The sequence below is a fragment of the Shinella sp. 838 genome, assembly GCF_029623935.1.
Taxonomy (GTDB): domain Bacteria; phylum Pseudomonadota; class Alphaproteobacteria; order Rhizobiales; family Rhizobiaceae; genus Shinella.
In genome coordinates this window covers 61,211-77,317 of sequence record NZ_JARSBQ010000017.1, presented here as the reverse complement: position 1 = coordinate 77,317, position 16,107 = coordinate 61,211, and the positions used below count along the sequence as shown (strand labels likewise).

Annotated in this window: 14 protein-coding genes; 3 read left to right on the top strand and 11 right to left on the bottom strand. The window is 65.9% G+C overall.

Annotated features, from left to right (window positions below):
• The first annotated feature begins 84 nt into the window (after nucleotides 1-84).
• Both P9A16_RS31475 and P9A16_RS31470 read left to right on the top strand, forming a co-directional pair.
• Nucleotides 85-942 (top strand): LysR family transcriptional regulator, encoded by an 858-nt coding sequence (locus P9A16_RS31475; RefSeq protein ID WP_278026314.1) that lies wholly within the window; start codon nucleotides 85-87, stop codon nucleotides 940-942.
• Between the two features lie 204 nt (nucleotides 943-1,146).
• The gene (locus P9A16_RS31470) at nucleotides 1,147-2,550 is read left to right on the top strand and encodes an amidohydrolase family protein (RefSeq protein WP_023515836.1); all 1,404 of its coding nucleotides are present in this window, start codon (nucleotides 1,147-1,149) and stop codon (nucleotides 2,548-2,550) included.
• A 57-nt stretch (nucleotides 2,551-2,607) separates the two neighbouring features.
• On the opposite strand, the gene P9A16_RS31465 is transcribed toward P9A16_RS31470, so the two are convergent.
• From P9A16_RS31465 to P9A16_RS31415, 11 genes are all read right to left on the bottom strand, one after another.
• Nucleotides 2,608-3,660 carry a sulfate/molybdate ABC transporter ATP-binding protein gene (locus tag P9A16_RS31465; protein ID WP_278026313.1) on the bottom strand — a complete coding sequence of 351 codons (1,053 nt, stop codon included), beginning with the start codon at nucleotides 3,658-3,660 and terminating at the stop codon, nucleotides 2,608-2,610.
• A gap of 18 nt (nucleotides 3,661-3,678) precedes the next feature.
• Nucleotides 3,679-4,542: a sulfate ABC transporter permease subunit CysW gene (gene cysW, locus P9A16_RS31460; RefSeq protein ID WP_023515838.1), complete on the bottom strand. Its 864-nt coding sequence runs from the start codon at nucleotides 4,540-4,542 to the stop codon at nucleotides 3,679-3,681.
• Nucleotides 4,532-5,395: a sulfate ABC transporter permease subunit CysT gene (cysT, locus tag P9A16_RS31455; protein WP_023515839.1), complete on the bottom strand. Its 864-nt coding sequence runs from the start codon at nucleotides 5,393-5,395 to the stop codon at nucleotides 4,532-4,534. Before cysT ends, cysW begins: the two co-directional genes overlap by 11 nt.
• A gap of 5 nt (nucleotides 5,396-5,400) precedes the next feature.
• On the bottom strand, nucleotides 5,401-6,426 hold the full coding sequence (locus P9A16_RS31450; protein ID WP_023515840.1) for a sulfate ABC transporter substrate-binding protein: 1,026 nt from the start codon (nucleotides 6,424-6,426) through the stop codon (nucleotides 5,401-5,403).
• A 244-nt stretch (nucleotides 6,427-6,670) separates the two neighbouring features.
• Nucleotides 6,671-7,984 (bottom strand): FAD/NAD(P)-binding protein, encoded by a 1,314-nt coding sequence (locus P9A16_RS31445; RefSeq protein ID WP_050745795.1) that lies wholly within the window; start codon nucleotides 7,982-7,984, stop codon nucleotides 6,671-6,673.
• Nucleotides 7,985-8,053: 69 nt separating this feature from the next.
• A complete protein-coding gene (locus P9A16_RS31440; protein ID WP_023515842.1) occupies nucleotides 8,054-8,518 on the bottom strand; it encodes an RrF2 family transcriptional regulator in 465 nt (154 codons plus the stop codon).
• A 63-nt stretch (nucleotides 8,519-8,581) separates the two neighbouring features.
• Nucleotides 8,582-9,937, bottom strand: coding sequence for an FAD/NAD(P)-binding protein (locus P9A16_RS31435; protein WP_023515843.1), 1,356 nt, complete (start codon nucleotides 9,935-9,937; stop codon nucleotides 8,582-8,584).
• A gap of 153 nt (nucleotides 9,938-10,090) precedes the next feature.
• A complete protein-coding gene (locus P9A16_RS31430) occupies nucleotides 10,091-11,590 on the bottom strand; it encodes an amidohydrolase family protein (RefSeq protein ID WP_278026312.1) in 1,500 nt (499 codons plus the stop codon).
• 72 nt (nucleotides 11,591-11,662) lie between these two features.
• Nucleotides 11,663-12,502: a transporter substrate-binding domain-containing protein gene (locus P9A16_RS31425; protein WP_023516657.1), complete on the bottom strand. Its 840-nt coding sequence runs from the start codon at nucleotides 12,500-12,502 to the stop codon at nucleotides 11,663-11,665.
• Between the two features lie 46 nt (nucleotides 12,503-12,548).
• Nucleotides 12,549-13,745, bottom strand: coding sequence for an amidohydrolase family protein (locus tag P9A16_RS31420; protein ID WP_023516656.1), 1,197 nt, complete (start codon nucleotides 13,743-13,745; stop codon nucleotides 12,549-12,551).
• Nucleotides 13,746-13,769: 24 nt separating this feature from the next.
• Nucleotides 13,770-15,029: an NAD(P)/FAD-dependent oxidoreductase gene (locus P9A16_RS31415; RefSeq protein WP_023516655.1), complete on the bottom strand. Its 1,260-nt coding sequence runs from the start codon at nucleotides 15,027-15,029 to the stop codon at nucleotides 13,770-13,772.
• Nucleotides 15,030-15,206: 177 nt separating this feature from the next.
• On the opposite strand from P9A16_RS31415, the gene P9A16_RS31410 reads away from it, so the two are divergent.
• Nucleotides 15,207-16,091 (top strand): MurR/RpiR family transcriptional regulator, encoded by an 885-nt coding sequence (locus P9A16_RS31410; protein ID WP_272788849.1) that lies wholly within the window; start codon nucleotides 15,207-15,209, stop codon nucleotides 16,089-16,091.
• Nucleotides 16,092-16,107: the final 16 nt, after the last annotated feature.

The following is a 16,107-nucleotide window of genomic DNA, read 5'->3' as shown; positions in this document are numbered from 1 at the left end:
GCCTGCCCACGCCCATCCAATCGTTGTGGAAACCGTCCCGACCAATTAGGAGGGAAACATGGCCCAACCAGCGGCAGCGGAAGAATGAATCGTTACCCCATGTTCAGCCCGCAGCTTTTGATCAGCTTCGTGGCGGTCTGCGAAACCGCGAGCTTCACGCGCGCGGCCGACCGGGTGTCGCTGTCGCAATCGACCGTCAGCCAGCAGGTGCGCCGGCTGGAGGAACTGCTCGGCAAGGCGCTGTTCGAACGCACCTCGCACGAAGTGCATCTCACCGAGGAAGGCATCAAGCTGCTCAGCTATGCCCGCCGCATCATCGCACTCAACGAGGAGGCGCATGATGCGCTGGCGGGCCCGTGGCGCGACGGAGCGCTGCGGCTCGGCATGCCCGAGGATTTCACCGTGCCGACGGTGGACCTGCTCGCCGCCTTCAAGCGCGAACATCCGCATCTGCGGCTCGACGTCACCAGCGGGCTCAGCCCCGACCTGCACCGCGCCTACCAGCAGGAAGAGCTCGACCTCGTGCTCGTCAAGCAGCGCCGGGTGCACCTGCCGCGCGCCGCGCGACCGGAGCCGCTGCTCTGGCTCGACAGCAAGGCGCATCCTGCCATCGAGCAGTCGCCGGTGCCGATCGCGGTCTTCCCGGTGAACGGCCTTTACCGCGAGGAACTGTGCGGTGCACTCGACGGGCTCGGCATCCGCTGGCGCGTCAGCTACAGCGGCGGCGGCCTTGCGGCGCTGGCGGCAGCCTCTGCCGCGGGGCTCGGCATCAGCCTGCTGCCGGCAAGCTGCCGCCTGCCCGCGCACCGCGTCCTCGGCGCTGCCGAGCGCCTGCCGCCGGTCGACGATTTCGAGCTCGCGCTGTTCTACCGAGACACCGCCACACCCGTGGCACTGGATCTTGCCGAACGACTCGTCGCCTTCTGCCGGTTGGTGCGTTAGAGCATTTCCACCCGAAACGGGATTGCTTCGGCGTCGGACAATGCGGAAAAAACAAATAGACAGAGCTTTTCCGGCGAACCCGTGTTCGCCGGAAAAGCTCTAGCCCCGTCATTGGGAAATCGAATAGCCAGCATTTTCAAATGTCGCTGCCAACAGGCGCCTGCGTTTCCTAGAATGGCGCCATCCATTCCAGACGAGGAGACGATGTTGCAGCACGCCGTATCGCAGAGCCGCAGGGCTTTTCTGAGCCGCACCGGCCAACTCACCACCGCGGCCGCCGTCGCCGGCCTGGCCGGCGGCATGAGCCGTGAAGCCGCAGCCGAGACGACCGATTGTGGTCAGGAGAATGCCGTGACGTCTGTAGGAGACAACCACTACCTGCTCGCCGACGTCCGGCTGGAGGAGGGTTTCGAGAAGGACGGCGACGTTATCGTCGCCACGCGCACGGCGCTCTACACGCTGGAAATCAAAGACGGCAGGATCGCGGCGCTGCACGGTGCCGGCGCAACCTTGCCTGTGGGCCTGCCAACCTACCATGCGAACGGCCAGCTCGCGCTGCCCACCATGCGCGACATGCATATCCATCTCGACAAGACCTTTTACGGAGGCCCCTGGCAGGCGCCCCGCCCGCGCCAGGGCAAGACGATCATGGACATGATCGCGCTGGAAGAGAAGCTGCTGCCGCAGCTGCTCCCGACCTCCGTCGAGCGCGCCGAAGGCCTCATCGCCCTCGTGCAATCCAAGGGCAGCACGGTCGCCCGCAGCCATTGCAACATCGACCCGGTCAGCGGCCTGAAGAGCCTGGAACACCTCAAGATCGCGCTGGAAAAACACAAGGATGACTTCGTCTGCGAGATCGTCGCCTTCCCGCAGCACGGCCTTTTGCATTCCAAGGTCGACAAGCTGATGCGCGAGGCCATGCAGCTGGGTGTCGAGTATGTTGGCGGCCTCGATCCGACCAATGTCGACAGCGCCATGGAAAAGTCGCTCGACGCCATGTTCCAGATCGCGCTCGACACGGGCAAGGGCGTCGATATCCACCTGCACGAGACGAGCCCGGCGGGTGTCGCGGCGATCGACTACATGATCGACACGGTGGAGAAAAACCCGGCCCTGAAGGACAAGGTGACGATCAGCCACGCCTTCGCGCTGACGACGCTGTCTCCGGAAAAGCTGGAGGAGACGGCCGCCCGGCTTGCGGCGAACGGCATGACCATCGCCTCGACCGTGCCGATCGGCGGCCTGATGATGCCGCTGCCGCAGCTTGCCAAGGCGGGTGTCTTCGTCATGACCGGCACCGACAGCGTGATCGACCACTGGTCGCCCTTCGGCAGCGGCGACATGCTGGAAAAGGCCTATCTCTACGCCCAGCTCTATCGCGGTTCGGACGAGTACCACCTGTCGCGTTCGCTCGCCATCTCGACCGGCGGCGTGTTGCCGCTCGACAAGGACGGCAATCGCGCCTGGCCGAAGGCCGGCGACGAGGCCGGCTTCTCGCTGACGACGGCAAGCTGCTCGGCCGAAGCCGTCGCCCGCCTGCCGGCCCGGACCGCAACGTTCCACAAGGGACGCCTGGTTTCCGGCGGTGTTGGCAAGGCGTCGAGCTGACACCCACCCACCGCCGTCATCCTGACAAAGAGGCCGGCGCCCTGCGCCGGCCTTTTCTTATTCCGCAAACATCTTCCAGCGTGTCGGGCGGAAGCGGATGGTAGCGCCGGTCGCGGCGGTCGCTTCCAGCGGCACCTCGATCTCGACATGGTGCGGCGAGCCGGGCTTGCCGATGTCGAGATCGGCGATGCGGGTGCCGGCAAGGCGGCGCGAGGTGGCGACACGGCCTTCGAGCGCAGGCGAAGCGGCATCCTCGACGAGGACGACATCCTGCGGGCGGAAGAAGAGCGTGCCGGTGCCGGAGGTAATGTCGCTCCCGCGCGGGGCGATGCCGATCGGCGTCTCCTGGAAGCGGACGGCGCCATCGGCCACCTGGACCGGCAGGCTGGCGCTGTCACCGATGAAGGAAAAGACGAAGGGCGAGTTGGGACGGTCGTAGACATCGTCCGAGGACCCGACCTGCTCGATTGCGCCCTGGCTCATCACCACCACGCGGTCGGCGAGTTCGAGCGCCTCTTCCTGGTCGTGGGTGACGAAGACGGTGGTATGTCCGGTGCGGTCGTGGAACTCGCGCAGCCAGCGGCGCAGCTCCTTGCGCACCTTGGCATCGAGCGCGCCGAAGGGCTCGTCGAGCAGCAGCACCTTCGGCTCGATCGCCATGGCGCGGGCGAGCGCCACGCGCTGCCGCTGGCCGCCGGAAAGCTGGTTCGGATAGCGCTTTTCGAGGCCCGAGAGCTGCACCATCTCCAGAAGCTCGCCGACGCGGCGGCGGATTTCCGCCTTGTCCGGCCGCTCGCCACGCGGTCGCACCGTGAGGCCGAAGGCGATGTTGTCGGCGACCGTCATGTGGCGGAAAAGCGCATAGTGCTGGAAGACGAAGCCGACATGGCGCTCCTGCACCGTCTTGTGGGAGGCGTCCTCGGCTCCGAAATAGATTTCTCCGAGCGTCGGCTGCTCGAGGCCGGCAATGAGGCGCAGCAGCGTCGTCTTGCCGGAGCCGGAGGGGCCGAGAAGCGCGATCAGCTCACCGGAGCGGATGTCGAGCGAGACATCGTTCAGCGCCGGGTATCGATCGAATTCCTTGCGGATGTTTTTTACACTGACGTCCATACGGGCGTGCCTTTCAGGTCAATGCTTGCGGCCGGCGGCGATTTCCGCGCCGTAGTGAAGTTCGAGCGCCGTCTTGACGACGAGCGTGACGAGGGCGAGCGCGGCGAGGAGCGAGGCCACCGCGAAGGCGGCCACGAAGTTGTACTCGTTGTACAGGATCTCCACATGCAGCGGCATCGTGTTGGTGAGGCCGCGGATATGGCCAGAGACCACCGAGACCGCCCCGAACTCGCCCATGGCGCGCGCATTACAGAGCAACACGCCGTAGAGCAGGCCCCATTTGATGTTGGGCAGCGTCACGTACCAGAAGGTCTGCCAGCCAGAGGCGCCGAGCGACAGGGCCGCCTCCTCGTCGCCAGTGCCCTGCTCCTGCATCAGCGGGATGAGTTCGCGCGCGACGAAGGGAAAGGTGACGAAGACGGTGGCCAGCACAATGCCCGGCACGGCGAATAGGATCTCGATGCCGTAGCTCTTGAGCCAGGGACCGAGCGCGCTGCCGGCGCCGAAGAGCAGCACATAGACGAGGCCGGAAATGACCGGCGAGACCGAGAACGGCAGGTCGATCAGTGTCGTGAGGAACGCCTTGCCCTTGAATTCGAACTTGGCGATGGCCCAGGCCGCCGCCACGCCGAAGACGAGGTTGAGCGGCACGGCGATGCCGGCGACGAGCAGCGTCAGGCGGATGGCGGCCATCGTGTCGGCATCGCCGAGCGAGGTAAAGAACTCGCCTGCCCCCTTGCGGAAGGCCTCGATGAAGACGGCGACGAGCGGCAGGATGAGGAAGAGCGCCAGGAACAGGAAGGCGAGCGCCATCAGACTGTAACGGGCGAACGGCGCTTCCGTCGTCGGGGAGCGCAGGCGGCGGGAGGTCTCATGCGCCATGGCCATACCTCCGCCGGTTCCAGGCCTGGATGAGGTTGATGACGAGCAGCATGGCGAAGGAGATCCCCAGCATGATGGTGGCGATCGCCGTCGCGGCGCCGTAGTTGAACTCTTCCAGGCGGATGACGATGAGCAGCGGCGCGATTTCCGAAACATAGGGAATGTTGCCGGCGATGAAGATGACCGAGCCATATTCGCCGACGCCGCGGGCGAAGGCCAGCGCAAAGCCCGTGAGGATCGCTGGCGCAAGGCCGGGCAGCAGGACCCGGAAGACGGTCTGGAAGCGATTGGCGCCGAGGGTCGCGGCCGCCTCCTCCACCTCGCTGTCGATCTCCTCCATGATCGGCTGCACCGTGCGCACCACGAAGGGCAGGCCGATGAAGACGAGCGCGATGACGATACCGGTCGGATTGAAGGCCGCCTTGATGCCGACGAGGTTGAGGATCTGGCCGATCCAGCCGTTCGGTGCATAGAGCGCGGCGAGCGCGATGCCGGCGACGGCCGTCGGCAGCGCAAAAGGCAGATCGACGATGGCATCGACGATGCGCCGGCCAGGGAACTCGTAGCGCACGATGACCCAGGCGACGATGACGCCGAAGACGACATTGACGAGTGCCGCGATGAAGGCCGTGCCGAAGGAGACCTTCAGGGCGTTGAGCGTGCGTTCATCGGCGAGGATTGCAAGGAGTTCCGCACCGGACAGCGAGGCCGACCGCCAGACGAGGCCGGCGAGCGGGATGAGGATGATGAGGGTCAGGTAAGCGAGCGAAAAGCCGAGCGTCAGTCCGAAACCCGGAATGACACTCGGCTGTCTCAGTCGCCACCGCCCGGAAGCAGCAGCAGATGTCGTCAAAGGTTTCAGTTCCCCGGCTTGTAGATCTGGTCGAAGACGCCGCCATCACCGAAATGCTCGGGCTGTGCCTTCACCCAGCCGCCGAAGATCGGGTCGTCGATCGTCACCAGCTTAATGTCGGGAAGCTGTTGCAGCAACTCCGGCTTGACCACCTCGCGCTTCGAGGGCCGGTAGAAGTGTTTCGCCGCGATGTTCTGGCCTTCCTCGGAATAGAGGTACTCCAGATAGGCCTCGGCCTGCTTGCGCGTGCCCTTGGCATCGACATTGCCGTCGACCACCGTGACGGGCGGCTCGGCGAGGATCGAGATCGGCGGAGCGACGATATCAAAGGAGTCAGCCCCGAATTCCGCGCCGGCGAGATAGGCTTCGTTTTCCCAGGCGAGCAGCACGTCGCCGATCTGGCGCTGGGCAAAGGTGGTCAGCGAACCGCGAGCACCCGTATCGAGGACCGGCGCACGCTTGAAGAGCTCGGCGATATAGGCCTTGATCTTGTCCTGGTCGCCGCCGAACTCCTGGTTTGCCCAGGCCCAGGCTGCGAGATAGTTCCAGCGGGCGCCGCCCGAGGTTTTCGGGTTCGGAGTGACGATCTGCACGTCGCCCTTCACAAGGTCGCCCCAGTTCTGGATGCCCTTTGGGTTGCCCTTGCGCACCAGGAAGACGATCGTCGAGGTGTAGGGCGCCGAATTGTTCGGCAGGCGGGTGCGCCAGTCCTTGTTGATCTTGCCGGTCTTTTCGACGATGGCGTTGATATCGCTTTCGAGCGCCAGCGTCACCACGTCCGCTTCCAGCCCGTCGATCACCGCGCGGGCCTGCTTGCCGGAGCCGCCATGCGACTGCTGCACGGTGACGTCTTCGCCGGTCTCTGCCTTCCAATGCTTGGCAAAGGCCTCGTTGTAATCCTTGTAGAGCTCGCGCGTCGGGTCATAGGAGACGTTGAGCAGCGTCGTCTCGGCGAACGCCCCCGTCACCCCGCCGAGCGCAAGCCCGACACCCACGATCAAAGCCCCGAACCGTTTGGCCAATATCGACATCTCCAACCTCCTTGGATTTCTATCCCACATAAACCCTAGTGAATTAGTAGAGTTAGTCAACAATGCCTCTGCAACTCGCAAAACGGGTTTCAAACCGGCCGGAAGCACGCAACGGACGACCTGTGGTTTCCGGCAGGCAGCGAACATTTCATCCGGCCAATCCGTCCTCGCGCGCAAAAAGCATCCGCGAAAAACCGCCGGTTTCGCCGCCCCGCCCAAACTTTTTTTCGCGGCGGATGCGCCGTCAGCGCTGCGAGACGTGGGCAAGGCCCTGCGTCTGGATATCGAGAACCGCCCGGTAGGCCTGCCGCACCGTTTCGGCAAAGGTGAACGGGCCCGGCCGCAGACTGGAGGCGACGGCGCCCACGACGGACAGGCCGCACAGCACCTCGTCGTGACTGACGAGGCGGCCGCAATCATCGACGGTGAGCGCCGCAACGTCGCGGCCGAGCAGGCCGGCAAGTGCCCGGGCGGAGGGGGTCTCGCGACAGTCGATGGTGTTTTCGCCGGCGGATTTCGGATCGCAGGGCGGCACAAAGCGGGTGCGACCCGTTTCGAACTCGCCGGCGAGGCGTCGATGGATATCCCGGGCGATGCGGACGGAAAAGTGCCGGTGCAGGCGCAGGAGATGGCGCCGGTAGTGGTTGCGTTCCGCCTGGGGCAGATGGCGCCAGACGACGGACAGGCGGGCGGAAGCGGCATCGACGACGGTCTGCCAGCCGCCGCCCTGCGCTTCCGCCGCGCTACATTCCGTGCGGATGTAGCGGAAGGCGTCCTTCAGGGAACGGGTGGCCGGCGGCACGCCCAGCGTCATGCCGCCTTCGCCATGGCCATGCGGCTGCGGCAGCCGGCCAGCCGCGGCGGCGACATGGATTTGGCCGGCATACCCCCCTGCCCTCAGATCGAGCAGGATGGCGGCAAGGCGCGGCCCGTTGCCAACCAGCGTCAGCGGTGATGGAGCCTTTGCCTGCGACAGCCGTTCGGCCGCCGCCCGCGCATCGCGCCAGGACGCGGCCTCGCGCTGGGCAATACCGAAACCTGTGGCGACCACGACATGGGCGAAGTCCGCATGCTCCCCGTCGCGAAACGCGACACGCAATCCTTCCCCGCAAGCGCCGATATGGCGCACGGTGCCGCGGAACGTGCGGATGCGCACATCCCGGCGCAGGCTCAACGCCTCGGCGAAGCGGGCCATGACATAGTCACGGAACAGGCTGCGCGGCACATGCAGGTCCTGCGCCCCACGCAACGCCGAGACGACACCGCCGGAGAGCAGACCCGTTTTCAGCCAGTCGCAGAAATCCTCCGGGCGATCCGGCACGACGGAGAGATCGCGCGCCGGCTCCGTCGTCAACGCCCTGCCGGCCGCGCCGTCGGCGAAAGCGCCCGGTGCGTCCTCGGCGTCGATCAGCCAGGCCTCGAAAGGGCGGTGGAACCGCCGCATCAGCGCGATGGTCGTGGCAAGGCCGGACGGACCGGCGCCGATCACCGCGATGCGCATCACCGACAGACCTGCCGGCCGCGTGCCTTCTTCCCTGACGGCCCTTTCGAAGAACATGCGCTGTCCTTTCCCTCGCGAAGATCCGAGACGCCTGACCGCCATGATAGCGCAGCGTCCGATAATTTTCTACCTTTTTACTAGAATAATTGACGAACGTTCACCGTCCAGCCTGTCGGCAGGATCGGACAGGACGTCCGCGAGCGTCGTGCCGTCGAGGATTTCGCCGGATGCGACGGCGACCTTCGCAAAGACCCGGCGCACGGCGCAAAGGCGCTCGTCGCGGCAATCATCGCAGCGACGATGCCCGCCATTGCCAAGGCAGGCGAGCGGAACGAAGGGGCCTTCCAGAATGCGCAGGACCTCGCCAAAGGCAATCTCCTGCGGCGCCCGCAGCAGATGGTAGCCGCCGTGCTGGCCCCTGCGGCTGGCAACGAGACCGGCATGCTTGAGGTCGAGCAGGATCTGCTCGAGAAACTTTTTCGGGATCGCCTCGCGTGTGGCGATGGTGCCGATCTGCAGGGTCTCGCCCGGGCCGGCACGCGCCAGCGCGATGAGCGCACGCAGGGCATATTTGGATTTCAGCGCGATCATCGCGTCAGGCCACGCGCGGCGGGCGTGGAGCCGGCACACCGCTCGGGGCGCCGGAGCTCGTCGTCATCCGGCGACGACCTCGGCATTGATGCTCGCCGCGACGGCGCGCGCCTGGACGCGGATATCGGGAACGGCCGTGATCTCCCAGCTGTGGCCGGCAGTGAGCGGGCCAAGGGCGTAGAGGCGCGCCCTGCCGGTACCCTCGCCGGCACGAACCGCAGCCCTGTCATCGACAAGGATGCCGAGGCCGTGCGGATCAGACTGGAGGAGGCCGTGCGCGGCAAGGCTCGCCAGCAGCGGCGAGGCGGCAACCGTACATCGATCGAGGCCGGTGCAGTTGACGGCGAGATGGGCCGCCAGCGGCGTACCGTCGCGGAGAACGGCGGCAAGCCGGCCGTCCTTGAGATGCAGCGCCTCCAGCCGACCACGGTGGATGACGAGCTGCCCGGACCGGCGCAGCGCCGCAATCTCCTCGGCGACGGCTGGAGCCATGCGGTGGCGGTGGACATTCCAGAAGGAGGCAGCATGGCGCAGGAAGCGGTTGCGCTGGCCGGCGCTCCAGCCCTTCCAGAGGTCCTGCGTGACCGGCCGAAGGCCGTCCATGACGGTGCGCCAGTCCGGCGCCGCCTCGGCCTGCCGGCGCAGGGCCGCAAGCATCGTGCTGACCTCACCCCCGCCTGGAACAAGCGCCGTCTCCACCGGATCGGCCCGGCGGGCAAGATGCGGCTGGGGCAACAGGCCATGCCGCGACAGGGCGTGCATGGTGCCGCGGAAGCCGCGGCGCTTGAGCAGAAGCAACTGGTCGATGGTCGTAAGGCCCGTGCCGATGAATAGCACGTCCGCATCCGCCGGCAGGCGCTCCCACCAGGCGTCCGCCCAGGGATCCTCGACGACGAAGGGGCGCGCTGCGGACGGGACCATATCCTCCGGCAGCGGCAGGCGGCGCGTGCCGGCTCCCGTGCAAAGCGCCGAGACGCGCGTGGACAGTCGCCCGCCGTCGGAAAGCGTGAAGACGAGACCGCCGTCCTGCCCGGCTTCCGCCGCCAGCGCCTCGGCATCGACGAGAGTGATCGCGGCACGGTTGCCGGTGCGCTTCATCGCCTCGTTGAGGCAATCGCGCACATAGGTGCCGTAGATGCGGCGCGGTACGAAGTCGTCGGCCGACCAGGGGTATCCCTGCCCGGCAAGCCAGGCGAGGAAGTGGTTCGGCCGGTCGGCGAAAAGGCTCATGCGGCCAGCCGGCACGTTGAGGAGATGGCATTCCGCCTTGGTGGAATAGGCGATGCCCCGCCCCTGCCCGGCGGCCCTGCCAACAAGGCTGACCTTCGCCCTGGGCGGCAGGAGATCGACGAGGTTCAGCGCCAGAGCGACCGCCGAATAACCCGAGCCGATGATGGCCACATCCGTTTCAAGCGTCATGCATTCCCTCCTGCGAAGACTGTGCCGACACTCTAGCGAGGTTTATACAGTAAATCTATAGACTATTATCAATCCCTATCTTCGATGAGGAAACGTCTGGAATGCGGCACAGGTTCCGGCTGTTCTTTTGCCGCCGGAACCTGTGCCCGGGCCTTAGCTTTTCCGGCCAAGGCGCGGATAGGCCGCGGAGAAAATCTCCTCGACGGGAGGATGGCCGTAGGTGCGTTCGGGATAGCGGGCCAAGAGGCCGTCGAACTGGCGCTGTGCCCGCGCCTGCTCTGCCTTGGCGTCGAAACCGGGGATCTGGCCACCGACCATCACGAAGCGACCGTCGATGATCACATCGGTGACATCGCGGCCGGAGCTCGACATCATCAGGGTCTGAATCGGATCGATGACATGGCCGATACGGTCGTGTCCCATGTCGATGACGATGATGTCAGCCTTCGAGCCGGGTTGCAGACGTCCGAGATCGGGCCGCCGCAGGGCATCCGCGCCGCCGAGCGTTCCGGCGTCGAAATAGTGTTCGGAGCGTACCGTCTCGATCGAACCGTCCGTGACCCGCGAAAGCAGCATGCCGACCTGCATGTTCTGGATGAAATCCGGCGGCCAGGTGTCCGTGCCGAGGCCGATGCGCACGCCCATGTCGCGGAACTTCGAAAAGCTGTCCATGAACCCGCCATGGCGACCCGAGACGATAGGGCAATGCACCAGCGTCGCGCCGGAATTCTTCAGGATATCGAGGTCGCGGCCCGGGCGATCGACATTGCGCGTGCCCGCGACATATTCGCCGTGCGGCAGCAGCATGCGCTCGTTCAGCACGCCGAGGGCATCCATCCATTCCAGCGGCGTCATGCCGTAGGTGCTGGTGATGCGGTCGAATTCGAGCCCGGACTGGCAGCAATGCTGGCGGATCGGGATATCGAGATCGCGGCCGGCATCCGCCGTGCGGCGCAGCATCTCCGGCGTGTTGGTTTCGAGGCGGTCGGGCGCCAGCATGGCGCGCACCAGCGGCGAGGCCAACCCTTCGATGCGTTCGGCAAAGGCGAGCGATTCGGCAAGGCTGCGGAAGCCGCGCTCCTCGTCGTAGAACAAGGCGATCTTGCCGTTCTCGTCGACATAGCTGTTGCCGGAGCGGTAGGCCGGGCCAAGATAGACGCGCAGGCCAAGCGCATGCGCCGCATCGGCGGCGGCGGAGAATTCCGCATCCGTCTCGCCCCATTCACGGTAGAACAACGAGGCGATGGGCAGTGCGGTGGTGATGCCGTTGCGGATGAGCTGGGCGAAGGCATAGCGCTTCTGGAACGCCAGCTCTTCCTGCGTGTACATCTCGTAGGCGCGGTCCATGTAGCTTTTCGGCCAGACCCGGCCCTTCTTCCAGGACGGCTGGTTGTCAAAGGCGAGCACGGTCGTGTCGAGGTCGGAAAGCGCATCGAGATCGATGAAGCCGGGCGAGAGGATGGCATTGCCGTAGTCGATGCGCTCGGCGACCTCCCCCGGATAGTCATGCCCGACGAAGATGACCTTGTCCCCCTCGAAGACAACGACGCCGTCGTCATAGATCACATGGCGCCCATCGCGGTGGCCGACGACCCAGCGGGCGGTGAGAAGGACCGGACCGTCGATGCGGCCGGAAGCGGGAAGTGTCGTCATGATGCTCGTCCTGTCGTCCTGTCAATCATGCACGGGCCGCGCGTTCACGCGGCCCGGCCTTTCCATGCCGAATTACTTCTTCGGTGCGATATCGCGCTTGAACCATTTGACGGCGAGGCGCGACAGCGTTCCGTCGGCGATCGCCGCGTTGATCGCCTCGTCGAACTTCGCCTTCAGCTCGGTATCCGCCTTGCGCAGGCCGACCGACTGGCCGCCGCCGAGCGGGCCGCCGGTAAACTCGGTGCCGGCGAAGACCACCTGATCGGCACCGATCTTCTCCAGCGTCCGGTCGAGCGCGACGGGGGACGCCATCACGCCGTCGATGCGGCCGGCCTCAAGGTCGAGGTCGTGCTGTTCCGTCGACTTGTATTCGCGGAACTCGATCCCCGGAAACAGTTCGGCCATGATCTGGCCGGCGGTCGTCGCACCCTGACCGCCCATGACGGTGCCTTCCATGAAGGGCAGCATTTCCGCAGCGGCGGCCTTCGCCGCCTCCTTGTCCTTGCCCATGTCGACCTGCTTGCCGACAGGCATGTTGGCGAGCGGCGAATCCTTGCGAACGAGGAAGGCGGCCGAGCCGGTGCCGTAGTTGCGCGAGAAGGTAATGACCTTTTCCCGCTCCTCGGTCTGCAGCATGCCGGCGACGATGGCGTCGAACTTGCCGGCGTTCAGCGCCGGGATCAGCCCGTCCCAGTCCTGTACGACGATCTCGCACTTGACCTTCATGCGCGGGCAGAGATCCTCCAGCATGTCGATCTCGTAGCCCGCCAGCTTGCCGCCGGCTTCCGTGAAGTTCCACGGCGCATAGGCGCCTTCCGTCGCGATCGTGATCGTGCGCTCCTCGGCCTGTGCCGCGGATGCTCCGAGGATCACCCCGAGGGCGATGACTGTCTTACCAAGCGACTTCAACATAATGGCAACTCCTCCTAGCCTATGTTTGAAAACCTTCACCCTTGCCTCAGGCCGCGACGAGCGCGCCGTCCCGGGCAACCGGAACCCCTTTCCGGTAAACCGCCCGGCGAACCGGGCGGGATGCCACGGCATCGGCCGGCGTCTCGGCATCCACGAGCACGAAGCTCGCATCGCAACCGGCCGAAAGGCCGTAACCCTCGATGGCCATCATCGCCGCGCCGCCATAGGTGCACAGGCGGAGCGCCAGCTCGATGTGGACATCGTTGATGAAATCGTTGCGCTGGGAGACGATCGCTGCCCGGTCGAGCATGTCGGCATTGCCGAAGGGCTGCCAGGTATCGCGCACGCCGTCGCAGCCCGAGGCGATGTTGACGCCCATTTCCGCAAGATCGAGCACCGGGGGGCGCGGGCTTGCCGCACCGCCCTTGGTCATCAGGTGCACGCCGGCCTCGGCCATCATGCCGCCGAGCCGTGCCAGCGGCTTATCGGCGAGCATGCCGAGGCAGAAGCCGTGGCTGACGGTCACCCGGCTCGCCATGCCGAGCGCTTTGGTGCGCTCCACGATCAGCTCGATCGCGAAGACGCCGAGCGAATCGGGCTCGTGCAAGTGGATGTCCACCGGCTTGCCGTAACGTTCCGCGAGAGCGAAGACCGTGTCGAGATGGCCCTTCGGATCGCGGTCGACGCCGGACGGGTCGAGCCCGCCGACCACGTCCGCCCCCTCGCGCATCGCCCGGTCCATGAGCTCCGCCGTACCGGGGCGGATCAGCATGCCGCTCTGCGGGAAGGCGACGATCTCGATGTCGACGATATCGCGGTAACGCTCACGCGAAGCCAGCACGCCCTCGAGGCCGGCAAGGCCGTACTCCGTGTCGATATCGACATGGGTGCGGATATGGGTGGTGCCGTTTGCGACGGAACGCTCGATCTGGGCGGCGGACTGGCGCTGCGGATCGATGCCGAGCTCGCGCTTCATGCGGCGCTCGTTCTCGATGAGGTCGATCAGTTCGAGGCCGACATCGTTGCGATACCAGGGCATGCCGAGGAGAGTCTTGTCGAGATGGGTGTGGGCGTCGACGAGGCCCGGCAACAGCAGGAGCCCTTCGCCGTCCACCACGCGCATCCCGCCAAAGGCGCGGGAACCGTGCGGGACGATTTCGGCAAAACGCCCGTCCCTGACGACGACATCCTTCGCCGCCTCGCCATTCGGCCGCACATTGATGAGAACGAACTCTTCCCGCATTGCTGTCTCCAAATCTCCAGAACGTCAGCCGAACCGGCTCATTGCGTAGGGTGCCGGGTCGGCAAAGGGCTTTTCGCCCGTCATCATTTCCGCCAGAAGCCGCCCGGTGGCCGGGCCGAGCGTCAGGCCGTGATGATTGTGGCCGAAGGCGAACCACAGGCCCTTGTGGCGCGGCGCAGGGCCGATGATCGGGCGCATGTCGGGCAGACAGGGCCGCGCACCCATCCACGGCGCCGGCTCGACGCGGCGGCCGAGCGGAAAGATCGCACGGGCATGGGGCTCCGTCTGATCGACCTGAACGGGCGTCGGAGCCTCGTCCCGCTCGGCGAACTCGATGCCGGTGGTGAGGCGAATGCCCTTCGTCATCGGCGCCAGCAGGTAGCCGCGCTCGACATCGACGACGGGGTGATTGAGCACGGCATCGCCCGCCGGCTCGATATGCACATGGTAACCGCGCTTGACGGCGAGCGGCACCCGATAGCCGAGCCGGCGGTAGACCGCATCCGACCAGGGGCCGAGCGCCACCACGGCCTCGCGGGCCCGCACCGTGCCGCCATTGGTGCGGATGCTCCAGCCGCCCTCTTCCTCGGCAAGGGTCGACGCATCGGCCTCGACGATCTCGCCGCCCTTGCGGACGAAAAGGTCGGCATAGTCCTTCACCAGCCCGCCGGGATCGGCGACCGTCGCGGGATCGAGCCAGTGCACGGCACCGGCGAAGCTGCCGGCAAGATGCGGCTCGCGTGCCTGCAGGTCCTTCGGCCCGAGAAAATCATAGCGGATGCCGAATTCATCCAGCGCGCGGGCGGCGACCTTGGCGGCGGAAAAAGCCCTTTCCGTACGGTAGGCCTCCATCCAGCCGGTGCGGCGGGCGCGGTGCAGGATGCCCGCCTCGGCCATCAGGTCCGTATGCTCGGTGACGGAGCGCTCGATCAGCGGCAGCATGTCCATGGCCGCCCGGCGCAGGCGCCGGCTGGACGATTCGAACCAGAAGCGGGCGATCCAGGGCAGGAGCTTCGGCAGGAAGGTCCAGCGGAACCGCACGTCGGCGGAGCGGTTCGTCGCATATTTCAGGAGGGTCGGGATCTCGCGCGGGAAACCGTAGGGAATGACGCTCGCCCGCTCGATGAGACCGGCATTGCCGTAGCTCGTCTCCTCGCCCGGCGCGCGGCGATCGACAAGCAGCACGGACTTTCCGCGCTTCTGCAAATGCAGGGCCACGCAAACACCAATGATGCCGGCACCAAGCACGAGCACATCTTTGTCGGGGCGATCTATCGGGGTCATGGCAGAAATCCGTTCTGGAGGAGAGAGAATGTTAGTTTTCTGACTTCATTTCACTAAAAGTCAACTATATAACATTCCCGACACCGACCTCCTCCGACGGCCGCAGACCATGCTGGCGCCTGCCACGCGTCGTGCTATTCGGGGAACAGGCAGGCACGAAGGGCGGACAGGCGCGACATGCGGAACGAGAACTGGATGGACAACAGCTCGGTGCGGCAGCGGCTCACGGCCGCACTGACGGAGGCGTCGGCCTCCGGCAAGGCGCTGGCGAACTTCATGCTGGCCAATATCAGCAACCTGCCCTTCGAGACCTCGCGCAGCGTCGCCGACAAGGTGGGCGTCAGCGAACTGACCGTCGGCCGCTTCTGCCGCTCGATCGGCTATGACGGGTTCAAGGACCTCAAGGAGCGGCTGAAGGACGACATCAGCGACAGCCCCTGGCTCATCGGCGACCGGTTGCGCGACCTGCAACAGAAGAGCGCCACCGACGACGCGCTCGCCCGCAGCCTCGAGCTTGCGGTCGCTTCGGTCGTTCGCGTCTATGAACATGCCCATACGGAGGCCTGGAACCGGGCGGCCAAGCGCATCGCGGAGGCCGACCGGGTGTTCGTCGCCGGCTTCCAGACCGAACGGGGCCTTGCCGAATCTTTCGTGCACATGCTGCGCTACCTGCGCGACGAGGTGCAACTGGTCGACATTGCCGGCGGCAACTTCGCCGAGGTGCTGCTGACGGACCCCGCCGGCTGCACGCTGGTGCTGATCGATGTGCGACGCTACTCCCGACAGTCGCAATTGCTGGCCGCCAAGGCGGCCGAACGCGGCATGCCGATCACCATCGTCACTGACCTTTATTGCGACTGGGCGGCAAGCTACGGCGACGAGGTCTTTGCCGTTCCGACGGACCTCAATCTCTTCTGGGATGCGACCTCCGGTATGTGGACGCTGATGCAGCTCCTGCTCAACAGCGTCTTCGCGCACCGGGGCCCCGCGGTCGAGGAGCGGCTGAACAGCGTCGCCAGCCTCTACGAGAGCTTCGTCGGCTACAGCCGGGGCCCGAAATAGCGGCACCGCCGCCCTC

Bases quoted from the DNA above. Each gene is read 5' to 3' on its own strand.
- P9A16_RS31415 (WP_023516655.1), bottom strand. From the start codon at position 15,029: ATGACCCCGATAGATCGCCCCGACAAAGATGTGCTCGTGCTTGGTGCC.
- P9A16_RS31420 (WP_023516656.1), bottom strand. From the start codon at position 13,745: ATGCGGGAAGAGTTCGTTCTCATCAATGTGCGGCCGAATGGCGAGGCG.
- P9A16_RS31450 (WP_023515840.1), bottom strand. From the start codon at position 6,426: ATGTCGATATTGGCCAAACGGTTCGGGGCTTTGATCGTGGGTGTCGGG.
- P9A16_RS31440 (WP_023515842.1), bottom strand. From the start codon at position 8,518: ATGATCGCGCTGAAATCCAAATATGCCCTGCGTGCGCTCATCGCGCTG.
- P9A16_RS31435 (WP_023515843.1), bottom strand. From the start codon at position 9,937: ATGACGCTTGAAACGGATGTGGCCATCATCGGCTCGGGTTATTCGGCG.
- P9A16_RS31410 (WP_272788849.1), top strand. From the start codon at position 15,207: ATGCGGAACGAGAACTGGATGGACAACAGCTCGGTGCGGCAGCGGCTC.
- P9A16_RS31470 (WP_023515836.1), top strand. From the start codon at position 1,147: ATGTTGCAGCACGCCGTATCGCAGAGCCGCAGGGCTTTTCTGAGCCGC.
- P9A16_RS31445 (WP_050745795.1), bottom strand. From the start codon at position 7,984: ATGTTCTTCGAAAGGGCCGTCAGGGAAGAAGGCACGCGGCCGGCAGGT.
- cysW (WP_023515838.1), bottom strand. From the start codon at position 4,542: ATGGCGCATGAGACCTCCCGCCGCCTGCGCTCCCCGACGACGGAAGCG.
- P9A16_RS31430 (WP_278026312.1), bottom strand. From the start codon at position 11,590: ATGACGACACTTCCCGCTTCCGGCCGCATCGACGGTCCGGTCCTTCTC.
- P9A16_RS31465 (WP_278026313.1), bottom strand. From the start codon at position 3,660: ATGGACGTCAGTGTAAAAAACATCCGCAAGGAATTCGATCGATACCCG.
- P9A16_RS31425 (WP_023516657.1), bottom strand. From the start codon at position 12,502: ATGTTGAAGTCGCTTGGTAAGACAGTCATCGCCCTCGGGGTGATCCTC.
- P9A16_RS31475 (WP_278026314.1), top strand. From the start codon at position 85: ATGAATCGTTACCCCATGTTCAGCCCGCAGCTTTTGATCAGCTTCGTG.